Source organism: Methylobacillus draconifructus, assembly GCF_045984355.1.
Classification (GTDB): domain Bacteria; phylum Pseudomonadota; class Gammaproteobacteria; order Burkholderiales; family Methylophilaceae; genus Methylobacillus; species Methylobacillus flagellatus_A.
In genome coordinates, this window is the sequence record NZ_JBJQII010000003.1 from 12,098 (window position 1) to 27,071 (window position 14,974).

General features: G+C 57.4%; 16 protein-coding genes. 10 read left to right on the forward strand and 6 right to left on the reverse strand.

Annotation, left to right across the window (positions count from 1 at the left end; translation table 11 throughout):
- The first annotated feature begins 19 nt into the window (after positions 1-19).
- Positions 20-643 (forward strand): DNA-3-methyladenine glycosylase family protein, encoded by a 624-nt coding sequence (locus tag ACJSDX_RS06555; protein ID WP_407994025.1) that lies wholly within the window; start codon positions 20-22, stop codon positions 641-643.
- A 23-nt stretch (positions 644-666) separates the two neighbouring features.
- Here the strand turns inward: ACJSDX_RS06555 and ACJSDX_RS06560 are convergent, their stop codons facing one another.
- Positions 667-2,889, reverse strand: a complete 2,223-nt coding sequence (locus ACJSDX_RS06560; protein WP_407994026.1) for a RelA/SpoT family protein — start codon at positions 2,887-2,889, stop codon at positions 667-669.
- Between the two features lie 301 nt (positions 2,890-3,190).
- On the opposite strand from ACJSDX_RS06560, the gene ACJSDX_RS06565 reads away from it, so the two are divergent.
- From ACJSDX_RS06565 to cyoE, 7 genes are all read left to right on the forward strand, one after another.
- The gene (locus ACJSDX_RS06565; protein ID WP_309565087.1) at positions 3,191-3,547 is read left to right on the forward strand and encodes a hypothetical protein; all 357 of its coding nucleotides are present in this window, start codon (positions 3,191-3,193) and stop codon (positions 3,545-3,547) included.
- Between the two features lie 325 nt (positions 3,548-3,872).
- Complete coding sequence (eco, locus tag ACJSDX_RS06570; RefSeq protein WP_407994027.1) at positions 3,873-4,358, forward strand: serine protease inhibitor ecotin; 486 nt, start codon at positions 3,873-3,875, stop codon at positions 4,356-4,358.
- Positions 4,359-4,789: 431 nt separating this feature from the next.
- Positions 4,790-5,677, forward strand: a complete 888-nt coding sequence (gene cyoA / locus ACJSDX_RS06575; protein ID WP_309565085.1) for a ubiquinol oxidase subunit II — start codon at positions 4,790-4,792, stop codon at positions 5,675-5,677.
- A gap of 2 nt (positions 5,678-5,679) precedes the next feature.
- The gene (gene cyoB / locus ACJSDX_RS06580; RefSeq protein WP_309565084.1) at positions 5,680-7,659 is read left to right on the forward strand and encodes a cytochrome o ubiquinol oxidase subunit I; all 1,980 of its coding nucleotides are present in this window, start codon (positions 5,680-5,682) and stop codon (positions 7,657-7,659) included.
- 2 nt (positions 7,660-7,661) lie between these two features.
- Complete coding sequence (locus tag ACJSDX_RS06585; protein WP_309565083.1) at positions 7,662-8,279, forward strand: cytochrome o ubiquinol oxidase subunit III; 618 nt, start codon at positions 7,662-7,664, stop codon at positions 8,277-8,279.
- The gene (locus ACJSDX_RS06590) at positions 8,280-8,615 is read left to right on the forward strand and encodes a cytochrome o ubiquinol oxidase subunit IV (protein WP_407994028.1); all 336 of its coding nucleotides are present in this window, start codon (positions 8,280-8,282) and stop codon (positions 8,613-8,615) included.
- A gap of 11 nt (positions 8,616-8,626) precedes the next feature.
- The gene (gene cyoE, locus ACJSDX_RS06595) at positions 8,627-9,547 is read left to right on the forward strand and encodes a heme o synthase (RefSeq protein WP_407994029.1); all 921 of its coding nucleotides are present in this window, start codon (positions 8,627-8,629) and stop codon (positions 9,545-9,547) included.
- A gap of 80 nt (positions 9,548-9,627) precedes the next feature.
- Here the strand turns inward: cyoE and ACJSDX_RS06600 are convergent, their stop codons facing one another.
- A complete protein-coding gene (locus ACJSDX_RS06600) occupies positions 9,628-10,119 on the reverse strand; it encodes a hypothetical protein (protein WP_309565080.1) in 492 nt (163 codons plus the stop codon).
- 41 nt (positions 10,120-10,160) lie between these two features.
- Positions 10,161-10,463, reverse strand: coding sequence for a hypothetical protein (locus ACJSDX_RS06605; RefSeq protein WP_407994030.1), 303 nt, complete (start codon positions 10,461-10,463; stop codon positions 10,161-10,163).
- A gap of 120 nt (positions 10,464-10,583) precedes the next feature.
- Here ACJSDX_RS06605 and ACJSDX_RS06610 point away from each other — a divergent pair, with 120 nt between their 5' ends.
- The gene (locus tag ACJSDX_RS06610) at positions 10,584-11,789 is read left to right on the forward strand and encodes a CynX/NimT family MFS transporter (RefSeq protein WP_407994031.1); all 1,206 of its coding nucleotides are present in this window, start codon (positions 10,584-10,586) and stop codon (positions 11,787-11,789) included.
- A 57-nt stretch (positions 11,790-11,846) separates the two neighbouring features.
- Here ACJSDX_RS06610 and ykgO read toward each other — a convergent pair whose 3' ends face one another.
- The 3 genes from ykgO to ACJSDX_RS06625 form a co-directional block, all read right to left on the reverse strand.
- Positions 11,847-11,972 (reverse strand): type B 50S ribosomal protein L36, encoded by a 126-nt coding sequence (gene ykgO, locus ACJSDX_RS06615; RefSeq protein ID WP_011479510.1) that lies wholly within the window; start codon positions 11,970-11,972, stop codon positions 11,847-11,849.
- Between the two features lie 81 nt (positions 11,973-12,053).
- Positions 12,054-12,332 carry a cupin domain-containing protein gene (locus ACJSDX_RS06620; protein ID WP_407994032.1) on the reverse strand — a complete coding sequence of 93 codons (279 nt, stop codon included), beginning with the start codon at positions 12,330-12,332 and terminating at the stop codon, positions 12,054-12,056.
- Positions 12,333-12,354: 22 nt separating this feature from the next.
- Entirely contained in the window at positions 12,355-13,347 is a 993-nt protein-coding gene (locus tag ACJSDX_RS06625; RefSeq protein WP_407994033.1) for an SrkA family protein kinase, read from the reverse strand.
- A gap of 256 nt (positions 13,348-13,603) precedes the next feature.
- Between ACJSDX_RS06625 and gdhA the strand changes: the two genes are divergently transcribed.
- A complete protein-coding gene (gene gdhA / locus ACJSDX_RS06630) occupies positions 13,604-14,947 on the forward strand; it encodes an NADP-specific glutamate dehydrogenase (protein ID WP_407994034.1) in 1,344 nt (447 codons plus the stop codon).
- The last annotated feature ends 27 nt before the right edge of the window (positions 14,948-14,974 follow it).

Sequence of the window (14,974 nt, forward strand, 5' to 3'; positions counted from 1 at the left end):
TTGAGAGCGCTTGATATCCATGCAATCCCCTTCAGAAGCCAGCCTGTTCCTGGCATCGATCGATCCCGACTGGGCCAGGCTGGTGGAAACGATAGGCCCCAGGCCCGACATGGCCCCCGACACGCAGGAGCCTTATGAGGCGCTGGTCAGGGCGGTAGCCTACCAGCAACTGCATGGCAAGGCTGCCGCCGCGATTCTCGGCAGGCTGCTGGAGTTGCATGGCGGACAATTCCCCTCGCCTGCCGCATTGCTGGCCACCGATGTCGCGCAATTGCGCGCCTGCGGGTTTTCCGGGCGCAAGATCGCGTACATCACCGGCTTGGCTGAGGCATCGCTCGCGGGAAGCATCCCGGACCATGCAACCGCGCTGGCAATGGAGGACGAGGCGTTGATCGCCCAACTCACCGCATTGCCGGGAATCGGGCGCTGGACGGTGGAAATGATGCTCATGCACACATTGAGGCGCGCCGACATCCTGCCTGTCGACGACCTCGGCGTACGCGAGGGATTCCGCCGCATGAAGGGGTTGGGCACTGCTCCCACCCCGCGCAGCCTGCAGGACATCGGGATAGCGTGGAGCCCGCACCGCAGCAGCGCCGCCTGGTATCTGTGGCGCGTGCCCAGGGACTATCCTGCGCTATAAGCTGGATAAGTTTTACAGCAGGGTTATAAGTGCCGCTTCGCTAAATTCACGCTAGGCACTTGGTGCAACAAAGCCAGCAATCTCGTCAACTGGTCCAGGTCTGCAATCTCGATGGAAAAGCTCATCCTGGCCTGGTTGTTGCGGCTCTGCGTCTTGACCTGCGTCACATTCACCCGCTCGCGCGCAAACAGGTCGCTGATGTCGCGCAACAGGCCCTGGCGGTCATAGGCCTCGATATCGATATCCACGCCGGCAAGCTTTTCCTGGCGGTTGCCCCATTGCGTTGCCAGCAGCCGGCCGTGTTTTTCCTCAGGCAAGCGCTTGATGAACGGGCAGGCCTGGCGATGGATGGTCACGCCCCGTCCCCGCGTCACGTAGCCGATAATCGCATCCGGCGGTGCGGGTTTGCAGCACTTTGCCATATAAGTCATCAGGTTGCCGACGCCTTCTACCAAAACACCTGAAGAATCGGTATCGCTTTTCGACTTGAGCAGGAACGGCACGTCCTGCTCAGACTTGGCCGGTAGCTCGCTTTGTACGGCCTGGGTGATCTGGTGCTCGCCGACTTCCCCGCGCCCGATCGCCGCCAGCAGCTCTTCCAGCTTGGGAAAATGCAGTTTCTGGGAAATTTTTTCCAGGTTGACATCGACCGCGCCCAGGCGGTGCAGCTCCTTGTCCAGCCGTAAACGGCCCTGGGCGGCATCCTCCTCAAAGTTCTGGTAGCGGAACCAGTGCCGCACTTTGGCGCGGGCGCGCGAGCTTTGCAGGTAGCCTAAATTAGGGTTCAGCCAATCCCGGCTCGGGGCACCCTGCTTTGCCGCGAGAATCTCGACACGTTGGCCGTTCTGCAGCTTGTAGTTGAGCGGCACAATGCTGCCGTCCACCTTGGCGCCGCGCGTGCGGTGTCCGAGGTCGGTATGGAGGATATAGGCGAAATCCACCGGCGTCGCGCCGCGCGGCAGATCGACGACCCGGCCCTGCGGGGTCAGCACGTAGACCTTGTCCTGGAACAGCTCGTTCTTGAACTGGCCGATGGCGCCACCGTCGTCCGACACGTCCTGTTTCCATTCGAGGATCTGCCGCAGCCAGACGATCTTGTCGTCAAACTTGCTGTCGGCCTTTCCCCCTTCCTTGTAGCGCCAGTGCGCCGCCACGCCCAGCTCGGAGTGGTGATGCATTTCATGGGTGCGGATCTGGATTTCCAGCGGCAGGTTGCGCGGCCCGATCACCACGGTGTGCAGCGAGCGGTAGTTGTTGCTCTTGGGACGCGCGATGTAGTCGTCGAACTCCTTGGGGATCGGCTGCCAGAGGTTGTGGATCAAGCCGAGCGCGGCGTAGCAATCCTTGATATCGTCGACCAGGATGCGCACCGCGCGTACGTCATAAAGCTCGTTGAAGGAAAGCTGCTTGCGCCGCATCTTGTTGACGATGCTGTAGATATGCTTGGGGCGCCCCATCATTTCCGCCTGGATGCCCGCGGACTGCAAGTGCTGCTGCAATACATCCAATACCTCCTTGATATATTGCTCGCGCCCGACGCGCTTCTCCGCCAGCAGCTTGGCGACTTCCTTATATAGCTTTGGCTCGAGGAAGCGCAGGGACAGGTCTTCCAGCTCCCATTTGATATGCCAGATGCCCAGGCGGTTGGCTAACGGCGCGAAAACCGTCTCCGCCTCGTGGGCGATGCGCTGCTGCTCTTCTTCAGGCGCGCCTGCGAGGCTGCGCAGGGTTTCCACCCGGTCGGCGAGCTTGATCAGGACGACGCGGATATCCTCGACCATGGCAAGCAGCATCTTGCGCAGGCTTTCGACCTGCGCCTGCTGCGCCTCACCGTCCTTCTTGCGGTCCTTGGCATGGCCGATGTCAGGCCGGCTGAAGCCCTGGATCTGCTCCATGCGCGCAATACCCTCGACCAGCGCCACGATCTGCGGGGAGAACGCTTCCTGCAGCTTCGCCTTCCACTCGGGCAGGTGCTCCGGGCAGGCATGGAGAATGGTCGCGGCAATGGTTTCGGCATCCATGCCCATGCCGGCCAGGATGGAAGCCACCCCCAGCACGTGGTGCAGGACCGGCACGGCCGTGATTTCATGGTGGCCGGCATAGCGTGGCGCGGCAAAATCCGCGCTTTTGCGGATGAGCGTGACTTCTTCGGGAGTAAATTGCTTGTCCAGCGACGCGAGCCAGGACTCGACATCGAGCATCCCTTGCTCGCTGGCTTGAGAGAGTAGATCAGGAACAAAAACCATGGTGCATTATGTCATCAATTTGCCATCGTTGTATTCGACACTGCCTTTTACAACAGTTTTCCCCGGGAGTTCCCAACTACTCCGGGAACCGCTTCCAGCCTTGCTGAAAATATGATCAGCCTGGGCTTGCGCTGCCCCCACAAGCACTTAGCGCCGCAATCCTGATAGCACCCACAATTTTATCCACAGAATATGTGCATGAAACTGCACGAACGAACGATGCGGGCACTTTTTGGGTCGGAGACGGTCTAGATGGACTGGCAACACCCAATAAATGAATAACCATATGAGGAAGGCTAACATGATGAAACGTACTCTTGCCGCGCTGACCATGATCGGTGCTTTTTCTGCACAGGCCTATGCCGCTGAAGACGTGTCCAAGCTTGATCCCCAACCCGGGCAGTGGAGCACGGTGATTGCGATTTTCGATCACCTGGAGAACCACTACCTGTTGAAGACTTCCGTCCATGACGATATCGAGTCCTGTTCCGCCCGCCTGCAAAACACCGCAGAGCAGATCAAGAAAGCCGGGAATGTGGTGTACACCGCGCCGCGCAACACCAAGGTGAGCTTCACCAAGGAAGAAGGCGTGGAAAACGAATCCAAAGTACTGGAAATCCGCTGCGTGCTCGAACCGTTCCGCCCCGAGCGCGTGTAACCTTACTTGTTAGACCAATCACAATGGCGCCACTACGTGGCGCCATTTTTATTTGGGCTGCGTTAGTTTTTCCGACAGGCGTTTCAGATAACGACGGAACCCTGCTCCAGGCCGTGCACGCCATACTGTCAACCTCATCATTCAGTGACACAGCCATGCATAAACTCCTCATCTTCGCGATTGCGGCCGTTCTCATCTATATCTTGGTCTACTGGGTCGTGGAAATCGTCGAGCTTTCGGGGCATGCCTGACCTGGCGACGTGGCTTACCAAAACCGCGTTCCCGGGGTAAAGTAACGCTACCTTCATTCCCGAGGAGCCCGGCCATGCCGTTACAGTCCCATCAAACCGCCCTCGCCGCCCTGGCGCTGCTGATGCTCAACGGCTGCGTCCATGCAGGCAAGGTCGACGAGAAAGTCCCCTATCCCAAAGCTGAAGCGGGCTATCAACGCCATGTCATCCAGTTGCCGGCATTGGCCGAAGAGCACGATGTCAAATTGGAACTGCAAGTCGGCAAAACCATGCAGGTGGACTGCAACCGCCATAGCTTTGGCGCAACTCTCGTCGAGCATACCGTGCAGGGATGGGGTTACCCCTATTACGAAGTGGATAGCATCAACGGCCCGGTTTCCACCCGGATGGCCTGTCCGCCCGGCACCGAGGCCTCGAAATTCGTCGCTGCCAACGGCAACGGCTTCGTCGTGCGCTACAACAGCAAGCTGCCTGTCGTGGTATATATCCCGGCAGGTTTTGAATTGAGGTACCGCACCTGGCAGCCCTCGCAGGAATTCAAGACTGTCGCACCGGAATGACCTATTCCCGGTCGTTCCTCCCGACCGCCTAAGCCAGGCTGATCTGTAACATTCTGTTACCGCCAGGCGACAGTTGTAACAAATTATTTCAGCTGCCATCCAAGCCCTGCCCATCGAAGTGGAAATTGTCCTTATTTGATGTGGGCCTAATTCGTTTAATCGTATAAAATATAAGGTTGGTAAGGGGATCAACCCAGGAGTCGGGGACTGATCGTCAGGGGCAGCAACTCCTCCCCTTCCAGGATTGCTCACTTAATCACGGTTTGATGGTGGCAATTGAATGACCAGCCTGGAGTGTCGCTTACAAGCAACACTTCAAGATATCGGCGGCTTACCAGCCGATGATAGGTATCCTTAGGCGGTAAGCAACAACACCGTCCATGGATGTATGGCAGTGGTTTTATACGTCTTTTACATGTTGAGATGCTGAAATGATAAAAAAGCGATATCCCAGACTTTTCAGTCTATTGTCTTCTCTAGGTGTCACGTTGTTGCTAAGCGGTTGCGACTTTGTGCTGTTCGATCCCAAAGGCCAGATAGGAGTTGAAGAAAAATCCCTTATCATCACCGCGATATTGCTAATGCTGATTGTCGTGGTCCCGGTCATCATCATGACGATCGTATTTGCCTGGCGCTATCGCGCTTCCAACACCAAAGCCACCTACGCCCCAGACTGGGCGCACTCCAATAAGATCGAAGCAGTTGTCTGGACTATCCCCGTCCTCATCATCCTGGTTCTCGGCACCATCACCTGGAAAACCACCCACTCCCTGGACCCGCGCCAGCCCATCGATTCCGAGCATCCCCACCTGACGGTCCAAGTCGTATCGCTGGACTGGAAATGGCTGTTCATCTATCCGGAACAAGGCATCGCCACCGTGAACGAACTGGCTTTCCCTGCCAATGTGCCGGTGCGCTTTGAAGTGACTTCCGGGTCCGTCATGAACTCCTTCTTCATCCCGCAGCTGGGCAGCCAGATCTACGCCATGGCCGGCATGAAGAACACCTTGCACCTGATCGCCAACGAAGAAGGCGTCTACCACGGCTTATCCGCAAACTACAGCGGCCACGGCTTCTCGGGCATGAAATTCAATGCCAACGTGACCTCTCAGGAAAAATTCGATGAATGGGTACAGCAAGTCAAGCAATCCAGCGCCGCGCTCGATGCTGACAAGTACACCGCTCTTGAAAAAGCTTCCTTCAACAATCCGATTGAGCGTTTCTCCACCGTAACGCCTGATCTCTATGACGGAATTGTCGCGAAGTACACACATTCTTCTGGTTCGAATGCGCACTCACTCTCGGAGGGCAAGGAGTAAAAATGTTTGGCAAATTAACCCTGGAAGCGGTTCCCTACCACGAACCGATTATCATGATCACGCTGGCAGTCGTCGGCGTGCTGGGCATAGGCATTGCCGCCGCCCTCACCCACTTCAAGAAATGGAAATGGCTCTGGTCCGAATGGCTGACGTCTGTCGACCACAAGAAGATCGGCGTCATGTACATCGCCGTCGCCCTCATCATGCTGCTGCGCGGCTTTGCCGACGCCATCATGATGCGCGGCCAGCTGGCAGTCGCCTCGGCCGGCGCTGAAGGCTTCCTGCCTCCGCACCACTACGACCAGATTTTCACCGCCCACGGCGTCATCATGATTTTCTTCATGGCCATGCCGTTCATGGTCGGCCTCATGAATATCGTCGTGCCGTTGCAAATCGGTGCGCGCGACGTCGCCTACCCTTTCCTCAACTCGCTGAGCTTCTGGCTGTTCGTGGTCGGTGTCGCGCTGATCAACATTTCGCTCGGCGTCGGCGAGTTCGCGCAGACCGGCTGGCTGGCATATCCTCCGCTTTCCGGCATTGAATACAGCCCAGGCGTAGGCGTTGACTACTGGATCTGGAGCTTGCAGATTTCCGGGCTGGGGACCTTGCTTACCGGGGTCAACTTCTTCGTGACCATCATGAAGATGCGCGCGCCCGGCATGACGCTGATGAAGATGCCCGTGTTCACCTGGACAGCGCTCTGCACCAACATCCTGATCCTGGCGGCTTTCCCTGTCCTGACGGCGACCATTGCATTGCTGACCCTGGACCGCTACCTGGGCACCCACTTCTTTACCAATGAGCTCGGCGGCAACCAGATGATGTACGTCAACCTCATCTGGATATGGGGCCACCCTGAAGTGTACATCCTGATCCTGCCGGCTTTCGGCATCTTCTCCGAAGTCGTTGCGACCTTCACCAAGAAGAAGCTGTTCGGCTACACCTCCCTGGTATGGGCGACCGCGGTGATCACCATCCTGTCGTTTATCGTCTGGCTGCACCACTTCTTCACGATGGGCGCAGGCGCCAACGTCAACGCGTTCTTCGGCATTGCCACCATGATCATCTCGATCCCGACTGGTGTGAAGATCTTCAACTGGCTGTTCACGATGTACCGCGGCCGTATCGAGTTCTCCACCCCGATCATCTGGACCATCGGCTTCCTGATCACCTTCACCATCGGCGGCATGACCGGCGTATTGCTGGCAGTGCCTGGTGCGGACTTCGTGCTGCACAACAGCCTGTTCCTGATCGCCCACTTCCATAACGTCATTATCGGCGGCGTGGTGTTCGGCTACCTGGCTGGTTTCGTCTACTGGTTCCCCAAGGCGTTCGGCTTCAAGCTGAATGAAAAGCTGGGCCGTATCGCTGCCTACCTGTGGATCAGTGGCTTCTTCCTGGCTTTCATCCCGCTGTACATGCTGGGCTTCATGGGCATGACACGCCGCCTCAACAACTATGACAATCCGGCATGGACGCCGTTGCTGTACGTTGCCCTGGTAGGCGCGTTCGTTATCGGCGCGGCTATCCTGGTGCAACTGCTCCAGCTGTATGTCAGCATCCGCGACCGCAAGCAGAACCTCGACCTGACTGGCGATCCATGGGGCGGCCGCACGCTGGAATGGTCCACTTCCTCTCCTCCTCCTTTCTATAACTTCGCCCATGTACCTGTGGTCAAGGACCTGGATGCGTGGTGGGATATGAAGCAGGACGGCAGCGCCAACAAGGCACCTGCCAAGTACGAGAAGATCCACATGCCCAAGAATGCTTCCGAAGGCGTGATCATCAGCGCGTTCAGCCTGGTGTTCGGCTTTGCCTTCATCTGGCACATCTGGTGGCTGGTGATCCTCAGCACCATCGCCATGCTGGTGACCGTGATCGCGCGTAGCTACAACGAGGATATCGACTACTACGTGCCGGTCGAGGAAGTCACGGCAGTTGAAAACAAGCACCTTCAAGTTAAACAAGCGAGTCAGGCGTAACCATGTCTAGTCAAACTTTGCATACACAACACGCGCATGCCGATGAGCATGCGCACCACCACGACGCCGGCGCCACGAAGATATTCGGGTTCTGGATTTACCTGATGACGGACTTGATATTGTTCGCGACCCTGTTCGCGACCTATGCGGTCCTGAGCCACAGCTTTGCTGGCGGCCCCACCGGCAAGGATATCTTCGAGCTCGACTACGTGCTGGGCGAAACCTTCCTTCTGCTGTTCAGCAGCATCACCTACGGCTTTGCCATGATTGCCCAGCACAAGGGCAACAAGCAGGCCGTGCTGAACTGGCTCGCCGTCACTTTCCTGTTCGGCCTGGGCTTCATCGTGATGGAAGTCAACGAGTTCCATCACCTGATCCATGAAGGTTTCGGTCCCGACCGCAGCGCCTTCCTGTCCGCGTTCTTCACGCTGGTCGGCACCCACGGCCTGCACGTGACTTGCGGCCTGATCTGGATGGCAGTGCTGATGGCGCAAGTCTGGAGCAAGGGCCTGACCGACACCAACAATACCCGCCTGATGTGCCTGAGCCTGTTCTGGCACTTCCTGGACATTGTCTGGATCTGCGTATTTACTGTTGTTTATCTGATGGGAGTGCTGTAAATGTCACACGGGCACGTTGAGCGCGCTGGCGCAGGCCACGGCAGCGTCAAGTCTTACCTGATTGGCTTTGTTCTTTCCGTAATCCTGACGGTCATTCCGTTCGGGCTGTTGATGTTCCCTAACGAGTTGTCCTCGTCCACCGTGCTGGCCACCATCCTGGTGTTCGCCGTGGTACAGATCGTGGTGCACCTCGTGTACTTCCTGCACATGAACACCTCGTCGGAACAGAGCTGGAACGTGACGGCCTTCATCTTCACCGTGATCATTCTCGCGATCGTCGTGGTAGGCTCGCTGTGGGTCATGTTCCACCTGAACCACAACATGTTGAGGCATTAAAAGCCAGATTGATGAAGCAATACCTACTCATCACTAAGCCAGGCATTATCTTCGGCAACCTGATCTCGGTTGCCGGGGGCTTCTTCCTGGCGTCAAGGGGCGAAATCGATTTCGCCCTGTTCCTGGCAACCGCCATCGGTATCTCTTTGGTGATTGCCTCTGGCTGCGTCCTCAACAATTACATCGACCGCGACATCGACAGCAAGATGGAACGCACGCGCAACCGCGTGCTGGTGCGCGGCCTCATCCCCGCCAGGAATGCCGTGGTCTACGGCTGCCTGCTTGGGGTGGCGGGGATTACCCTGCTCTACGCCACCACCAATATGCTGACCGTCTGGCTGTCCCTGTTCGGCTTTGCAATCTATGTCGGAGCCTATAGCCTCTACCTGAAGCGCAACTCGGTCTACGGCACGTTGATCGGCAGCCTGTCCGGTGCCGCGCCCCCGGTGATCGGCTACTGTGCCGTCAGCAACGAGTTCGATATGGGCGCGGTGATCCTGCTCGTGATCTTCAGCCTCTGGCAGATGCCGCACTCATACGCTATCGCTATCTTCCGGCTCAAGGATTATACGGCAGCCGCCATCCCGGTCCTGCCCGTGAAAAAAGGCATCCTCGCGACCAAGAAGCACATCGTGATTTATATCGTGGCCTTCGTGATCGCAACCATCATGCTGACCTTCAGCGGCTATACCGGGAACCAGTACCTGGTGGTGGCCGGCGTCATCAGCATTTATTGGCTGGGTCTGGCACTGGCCGGCTACAAGACGAACAACGACCAGATCTGGGCAAAAAAACTGTTCATGTTCTCGATCGTGACCATCACGGCCTTGAGCGTCATGATGTCGATCGACTTCAAGGAGCCGCGCAAGGATGGCGTCTGGGTCGCGGCCCGCACGCCGTCGGCTGCCGAGCATCAGGTCAAGGTGGATTAGGATTAGACAGGGATCAAGGTCTATTTGATCAAATAAAAAGCCGTCGCATGCGACGGCTTTTTATTTGCCTGTTTCTCAGTTTATGCATATTGCTCCATGGAGGTCCCCACCACTACGCGCGCAGTCTCGGCCTCGGCTTCTGTCTTGGCATATGCCACCAGGACGGCATGGCCCTTCTCTACTGCATTCGCTAGCAACTCAGCGTAACGTCGATCCTGGTTGGAAATCCCTTTACCTGCCCCGATGAAGCCGCCAACGGCCGCCCCCCATCCCACCATGAATAGAGGGCCCACCAGCGGACTGGCTACAAACAGGCTGACATTGGCTGCCACGATGGCTAATTGCCCGAGGGCGCCTACCCCGGCACCCACCGCGGTACCGATTGCGCTATCCACGACGACATTCTTCAGCGTTTCCTTGTCGTCCTCATCCTGCTCTATATGGTCGGTGCGTCCGATTGCGATTTGCACCTGCTCCTGGCTAAAGCCTTGGTCGATTAACGCTTGGGCTGCCTTCTGGGCATCATCCACGGTCGGGTAAATGCCGGTCACGCTATCCAGATAATCCGCCATTGTTCTTCCTTTTCTAGGTGAATTGCAAATAATGAAAGCCTTTAACGCGGGCTCACGGCTCCGCGGTTGATTTGTTCGGCATCGGGGTCGATCGCGGGCGCATCGCTTGGCTTACGCTTATTAGGCAGCGACTTTGGCGCAGGAGTTTTTTGCTCGGCATCGGGGCGGACAGGACGCTGCAACTTATCCCTGGTAGGGTCCGAATTATGGGTCGGCGGGGGCTGGACTTCAGAATCCCGTTTGCCCGGGGTAAGCGGGTCATCCAAGTCCAGCTCGACGCTGTAAGCATGGCAAGCCAGCATTGCAAACAGGCTGCCCAAGGCTATTGCGGTAAATTGGCGCATGGTATTCTCCATGGATTGTGTGCTTTACTTGATGCCGGATACCCTTAGCATAAAGATGAACGACTCCCTACCCTATCAGCTTATTCCGAAATGCCCGTCAGACAGGGCTGACGCTTGCTTATGATCAACACTAGCCCTGACAGTCCGCATCATCGCCCGCAAACCGTATTGCTCGTGGTCGCCGTCATCCTGGTCGGCATCAACCTGCGGCCGGCATTCTCCAGCGTTTCCCCGTTGCTGGCTCACATCAGCCTGAGCCTGGGCCTGAGCGGCAGTGCCGCCGGCATGCTGACGACGCTGCCCGTGGCTTTTCTCGGGTTGTTCGCCCCTTTCGCTGCCTGGCTGGCAAAACGCTATGGGGCAGAAAGGCTGGTCATACCGCTGCTGCTGGCATTGGCGGCCGGCCTTGCCTTGCGCGGCGTATGGAATACCGCCAGCCTCTTCCTCGGCACCGGCCTCGCAGGCATGAGCATCGGTTTGCTGGGCATATTGCTGCCCAGCGTGATCAAGCGTGAGTTTCCGCGCCACCCCGACCTCATGACCGGGGTCTACACCATGGCCTTGTGCCTGGGCACGGCGCTGGCAGCTGGATTCTCCGTGCCTTTGCTCGAAGCTTTGGGCAGCCTGCCATTGGCGCTCGCCTTCTGGTCGCTGCCCGCAGGACTGGCCGCCTTGTCGTGGTGGCCGCTCCGTCGCTTGGCAGGCAGCCCCTCCGCCGTCGCGGATCGCCGCCGCAACCCGCATTTATTGCGTGATCCCCTTGCCTGGCAAGTGACATTGTTCATGGCTACGCAAAGCGCGTTGGCCTATTGCGTGTTCGGCTGGCTGCCTACCATATTGCAGGCCCGCGGCGTCCCTGCCGTGCAGTCCGGCTTATTTCTTTCCGGTTCGGTGATGGTGCAGGTCATCTCGGCCTTGTTGGTTCCGTGGTTATCTTCGCTCATGCGGGACCAGAAACTCGTCAACGGCATCATGTTCGCCTTGATCTATACCGGCTTGATGGGCGCGATATATGCGCCTGTTGGCTATATGTGGTGGTGGATGGTATTGCTGGGGCTGGGCCAAGGCGGAGGTTTTGCCATGGCACTGACCATGATTGTGTTGCGCACTCGCAATCCGGTACAGGCTGCGCAGCTTTCCGCCATGTCGCAAGGGCTGGGCTATATCCTGGCCTCCCTGGGTCCCTTGTTGCTGGGGATCATTCATGAGGCAAGCGGCAATTGGGATAAAGCGGGCTGGCTCATCACTGCCGTCACGCTCGCAGGCTTGTACCATGGCAGCAGAGCCGGCGCGAATCGTTTTGTGCTGGAGTCAGCCAACAACTGAAAAAATAAAGGGAAGCATGGCTTCCCTTTATTTTTTTAAGTCATCCAATTTGACTCATCAGCGCTGACGCGCCTTGAAGCGCGGATTGCTTTTGCAGATCACGAATATTTTGCCATGACGGCGCACGACCTTACAGTCGCGGTGGCGTGTCTTGGCAGATTTGAGTGACGACAGGATTTTCATAACAAGCTCCTCATTCAGGACATGCCAGATTATCCTCGCTCTCCACCAAAATTGCAACAATGTTGCAGTTTTAAGGTTGTGCTACCCTAATTGATAATGCTTGCGCAACGCCTGCTTGACGTTCCAGGTGCAGGATAGGCCGGCGGGGAAAGTGACGAGATCGCCCTTGCCGAAATTGACCGGCCCGCCACCGCCGTCCGGGGTGATGGTTACCTCGCCTTCCAGGATATAGGCGATTTCCTGTTCGCCGAAACTCCAAGGAAATACCGAGACTTCCTTGGACCAGGTCGGCCAGCGGGAGACGCCAAGCTCGTTCAGCCGCTCGGTGCTGGGATTATGCTCTACCTTGATTGTACTCATGATCATCTCCTTAAAAATCACACTATCGATTGCCGCCTGCGATCGAGAGCGGCGGTTCCTGCATCAATGCGACCTGCTCCCGCAGTTCCAGAATGCGGTCCTGCCAATACTGCTGGGTATTGAACCAGGTAAACGTCATCGGGAATGCCGGATCATTCCAGCGCTTTGCCAGCCAGGCGGAATAATGGATCAGACGCAGGGTGCGTAGCGCCTCGATCAAGTGCAGCTCTGCCGGGTTGAAATCATAAAAGCATTCATAGCCTTCGAGCAGCTCGCCAAGCTGCAGGCTCATTTCGGCATGCGATCCGGAAAGCAGCATCCATAAATCCTGAACTGCCGGCCCCATCCTGCTGTCGTCAAAATCCACGAAATGCGGCCCGTCATCCGTCCACAACATATTGCTCAAATGGCAATCGCCATGCAAGCGCAGCGATGCCACGTTTCCTGCCCGCTGATAACAGGACCTCGCTCCCTCCAGTGCCTGTTCCACCACGCTGCGGTATGCGGGAAGTATGTCCGCGGGAATGAAATTGTTGGCCATCAACCAAGCGGCAGGCTCTTCGCCAAAACTCCTGATATCGATGGCGGGCCGGTGCTGGAATGTTGTCTGCGCCCCTATCGCATGGATACGGCCGAGGAAACGCCCTATCCATTCCAGGCGCCCTGGCTGGTCCAGTTCTGGGATGCGCCCGCCGCGCCGGGGAAAGACCGCGAAATGGAAGCCTTGGTAATGCTGCAATGTTCTGCCTGCCAACGCAAGCGGCGCTATTACCGGTATTTCCTCCTCTGCGAGCTCCAATGAAAACGCATGTTCCTCCAGTATCTTCGCTTCGCTCCAACGTCCGGGGCGGTAGAACTTGGCGACCACCGGCGCCTGGTCCTCGACCCCGACTTGGTAAACGCGGTTTTCATAGCTGTTCAAAGCCAGCAGGCGCCCGTCTCCCAGAATGCCGACGCTGCTCATGGCGTCAAGAATCAGGTCTGGGGTCAGGGTGGAAAACGGCGTCATTGTCATCGGAAAAGCTTTATAGGATTAAGGTGAGATTCGAGAAACTGGCGTGATTGCATTATCCAACGCCTGGTTTATCGCGCGGGATAGCTTATCACGCTATCGCTGAATCAAGCATCCACTTGCCGCCATACCCTACCCACAACGCCAATGCACGAATTTGGGGCAATAAATCATCAGCATATGAATTATTTTGGTGCATTTTTACTTTCAATAAGAGAAAATGCACTACTTTTGATCATGCTCATGGAGATAAGAGGGAATGAAGTATCAATCGGCACATGATTTCCTAGCCGTTGTCGCACAAAAAAATCCCGGTCAGCCGGAATACCTGCAGGCAGTCACTGAAGTAGTGGAAAGCCTGTGGCCATTCATCAGCGCCAATCCGCGTTACGCTGAACACGGCGTCCTGGACCGGCTGGTAGAGCCGGAGCGTGCCATTCTGTTCCGCGTCTCCTGGGTGGATGACAAGGGCGAGGTCCAGGTCAACCGCGGTTACCGCATCCAGCACAATGGCGCCATCGGCCCATACAAGGGTGGCTTGCGTTTCCACCCTTCCGTGAACTTGTCCATCCTGAAATTCCTCGCTTTCGAGCAGACCTTCAAGAATGCATTGACCACATTGCCCATGGGCGGCGGCAAGGGCGGCTCCGATTTCGACCCCAAAGGCAAGAGCAATGGCGAGATCATGCGCTTCTGCCAGGCGTTTGCCAGCGAGTTGTTCCGGCATGTAGGTTCCGACACCGACGTCCCTGCCGGCGATATCGGCGTGGGAGCGCGCGAGATCGGCTTCATGGCCGGCATGATCAAGAAACTCACCAACCGTGCCGACTGCGTGCTGACCGGCAAGGGCCTGAGCTACGGCGGATCGCTGATCCGTCCCGAAGCCACTGGCTACGGCACCGTCTATTTCGCCGAAGAGATGCTGCGCCATAGCGGCCGCACCATTGCGGGCCTGCGCGTCGCCGTTTCCGGCTCCGGCAACGTGGCCCAATACGCGATTGAAAAGGCCCTGGCGCTGGGCGCCAAGGTGATTACAGCCTCCGACTCCAGCGGCACGGTGATTGACGAAGCCGGTTTCACCACCGAAAAGCTGCAAGTCCTCATGCAGGTCAAGAATGTCGAGTATGGCCGCATCAAGGACTATGCCGAGCGTGTCGGCGCACGTTTCGTCCCCGGCGCCTCCCCATGGAGCGTCAAAGCCGATGTCGCATTGCCATGCGCTACACAGAACGAACTGACCAAGGATGACGCGGCCGCCCTGGTTGCAAATGGTGTGCTGTGCGTAGCCGAAGGCGCCAATATGCCATGTACCGCCGAAGCGATGAAGCTGTTCGACGAGCACCGTATCCTTTATGCGCCAGGCAAGGCGACCAATGCCGGCGGCGTGGCGACATCCGGCCTCGAGATGACCCAGAATGCCATGCGCCTGTCATGGACGCGTGAAGAAGTCGATGCGCGCCTGTTCGACATCATGAAGGGCATCCACGATGCCTGCGTGCAATACGGCACCCGTGAAGACGGCAGCGTGAACTATGTCGACGGCGCCAACATCGCCGGATTCGTCAAGGTAGCCGACGCCATGCTGGCGCAAGGCGTGATCTAGACGCCCGACTGCCTCACAAAAAGAGCA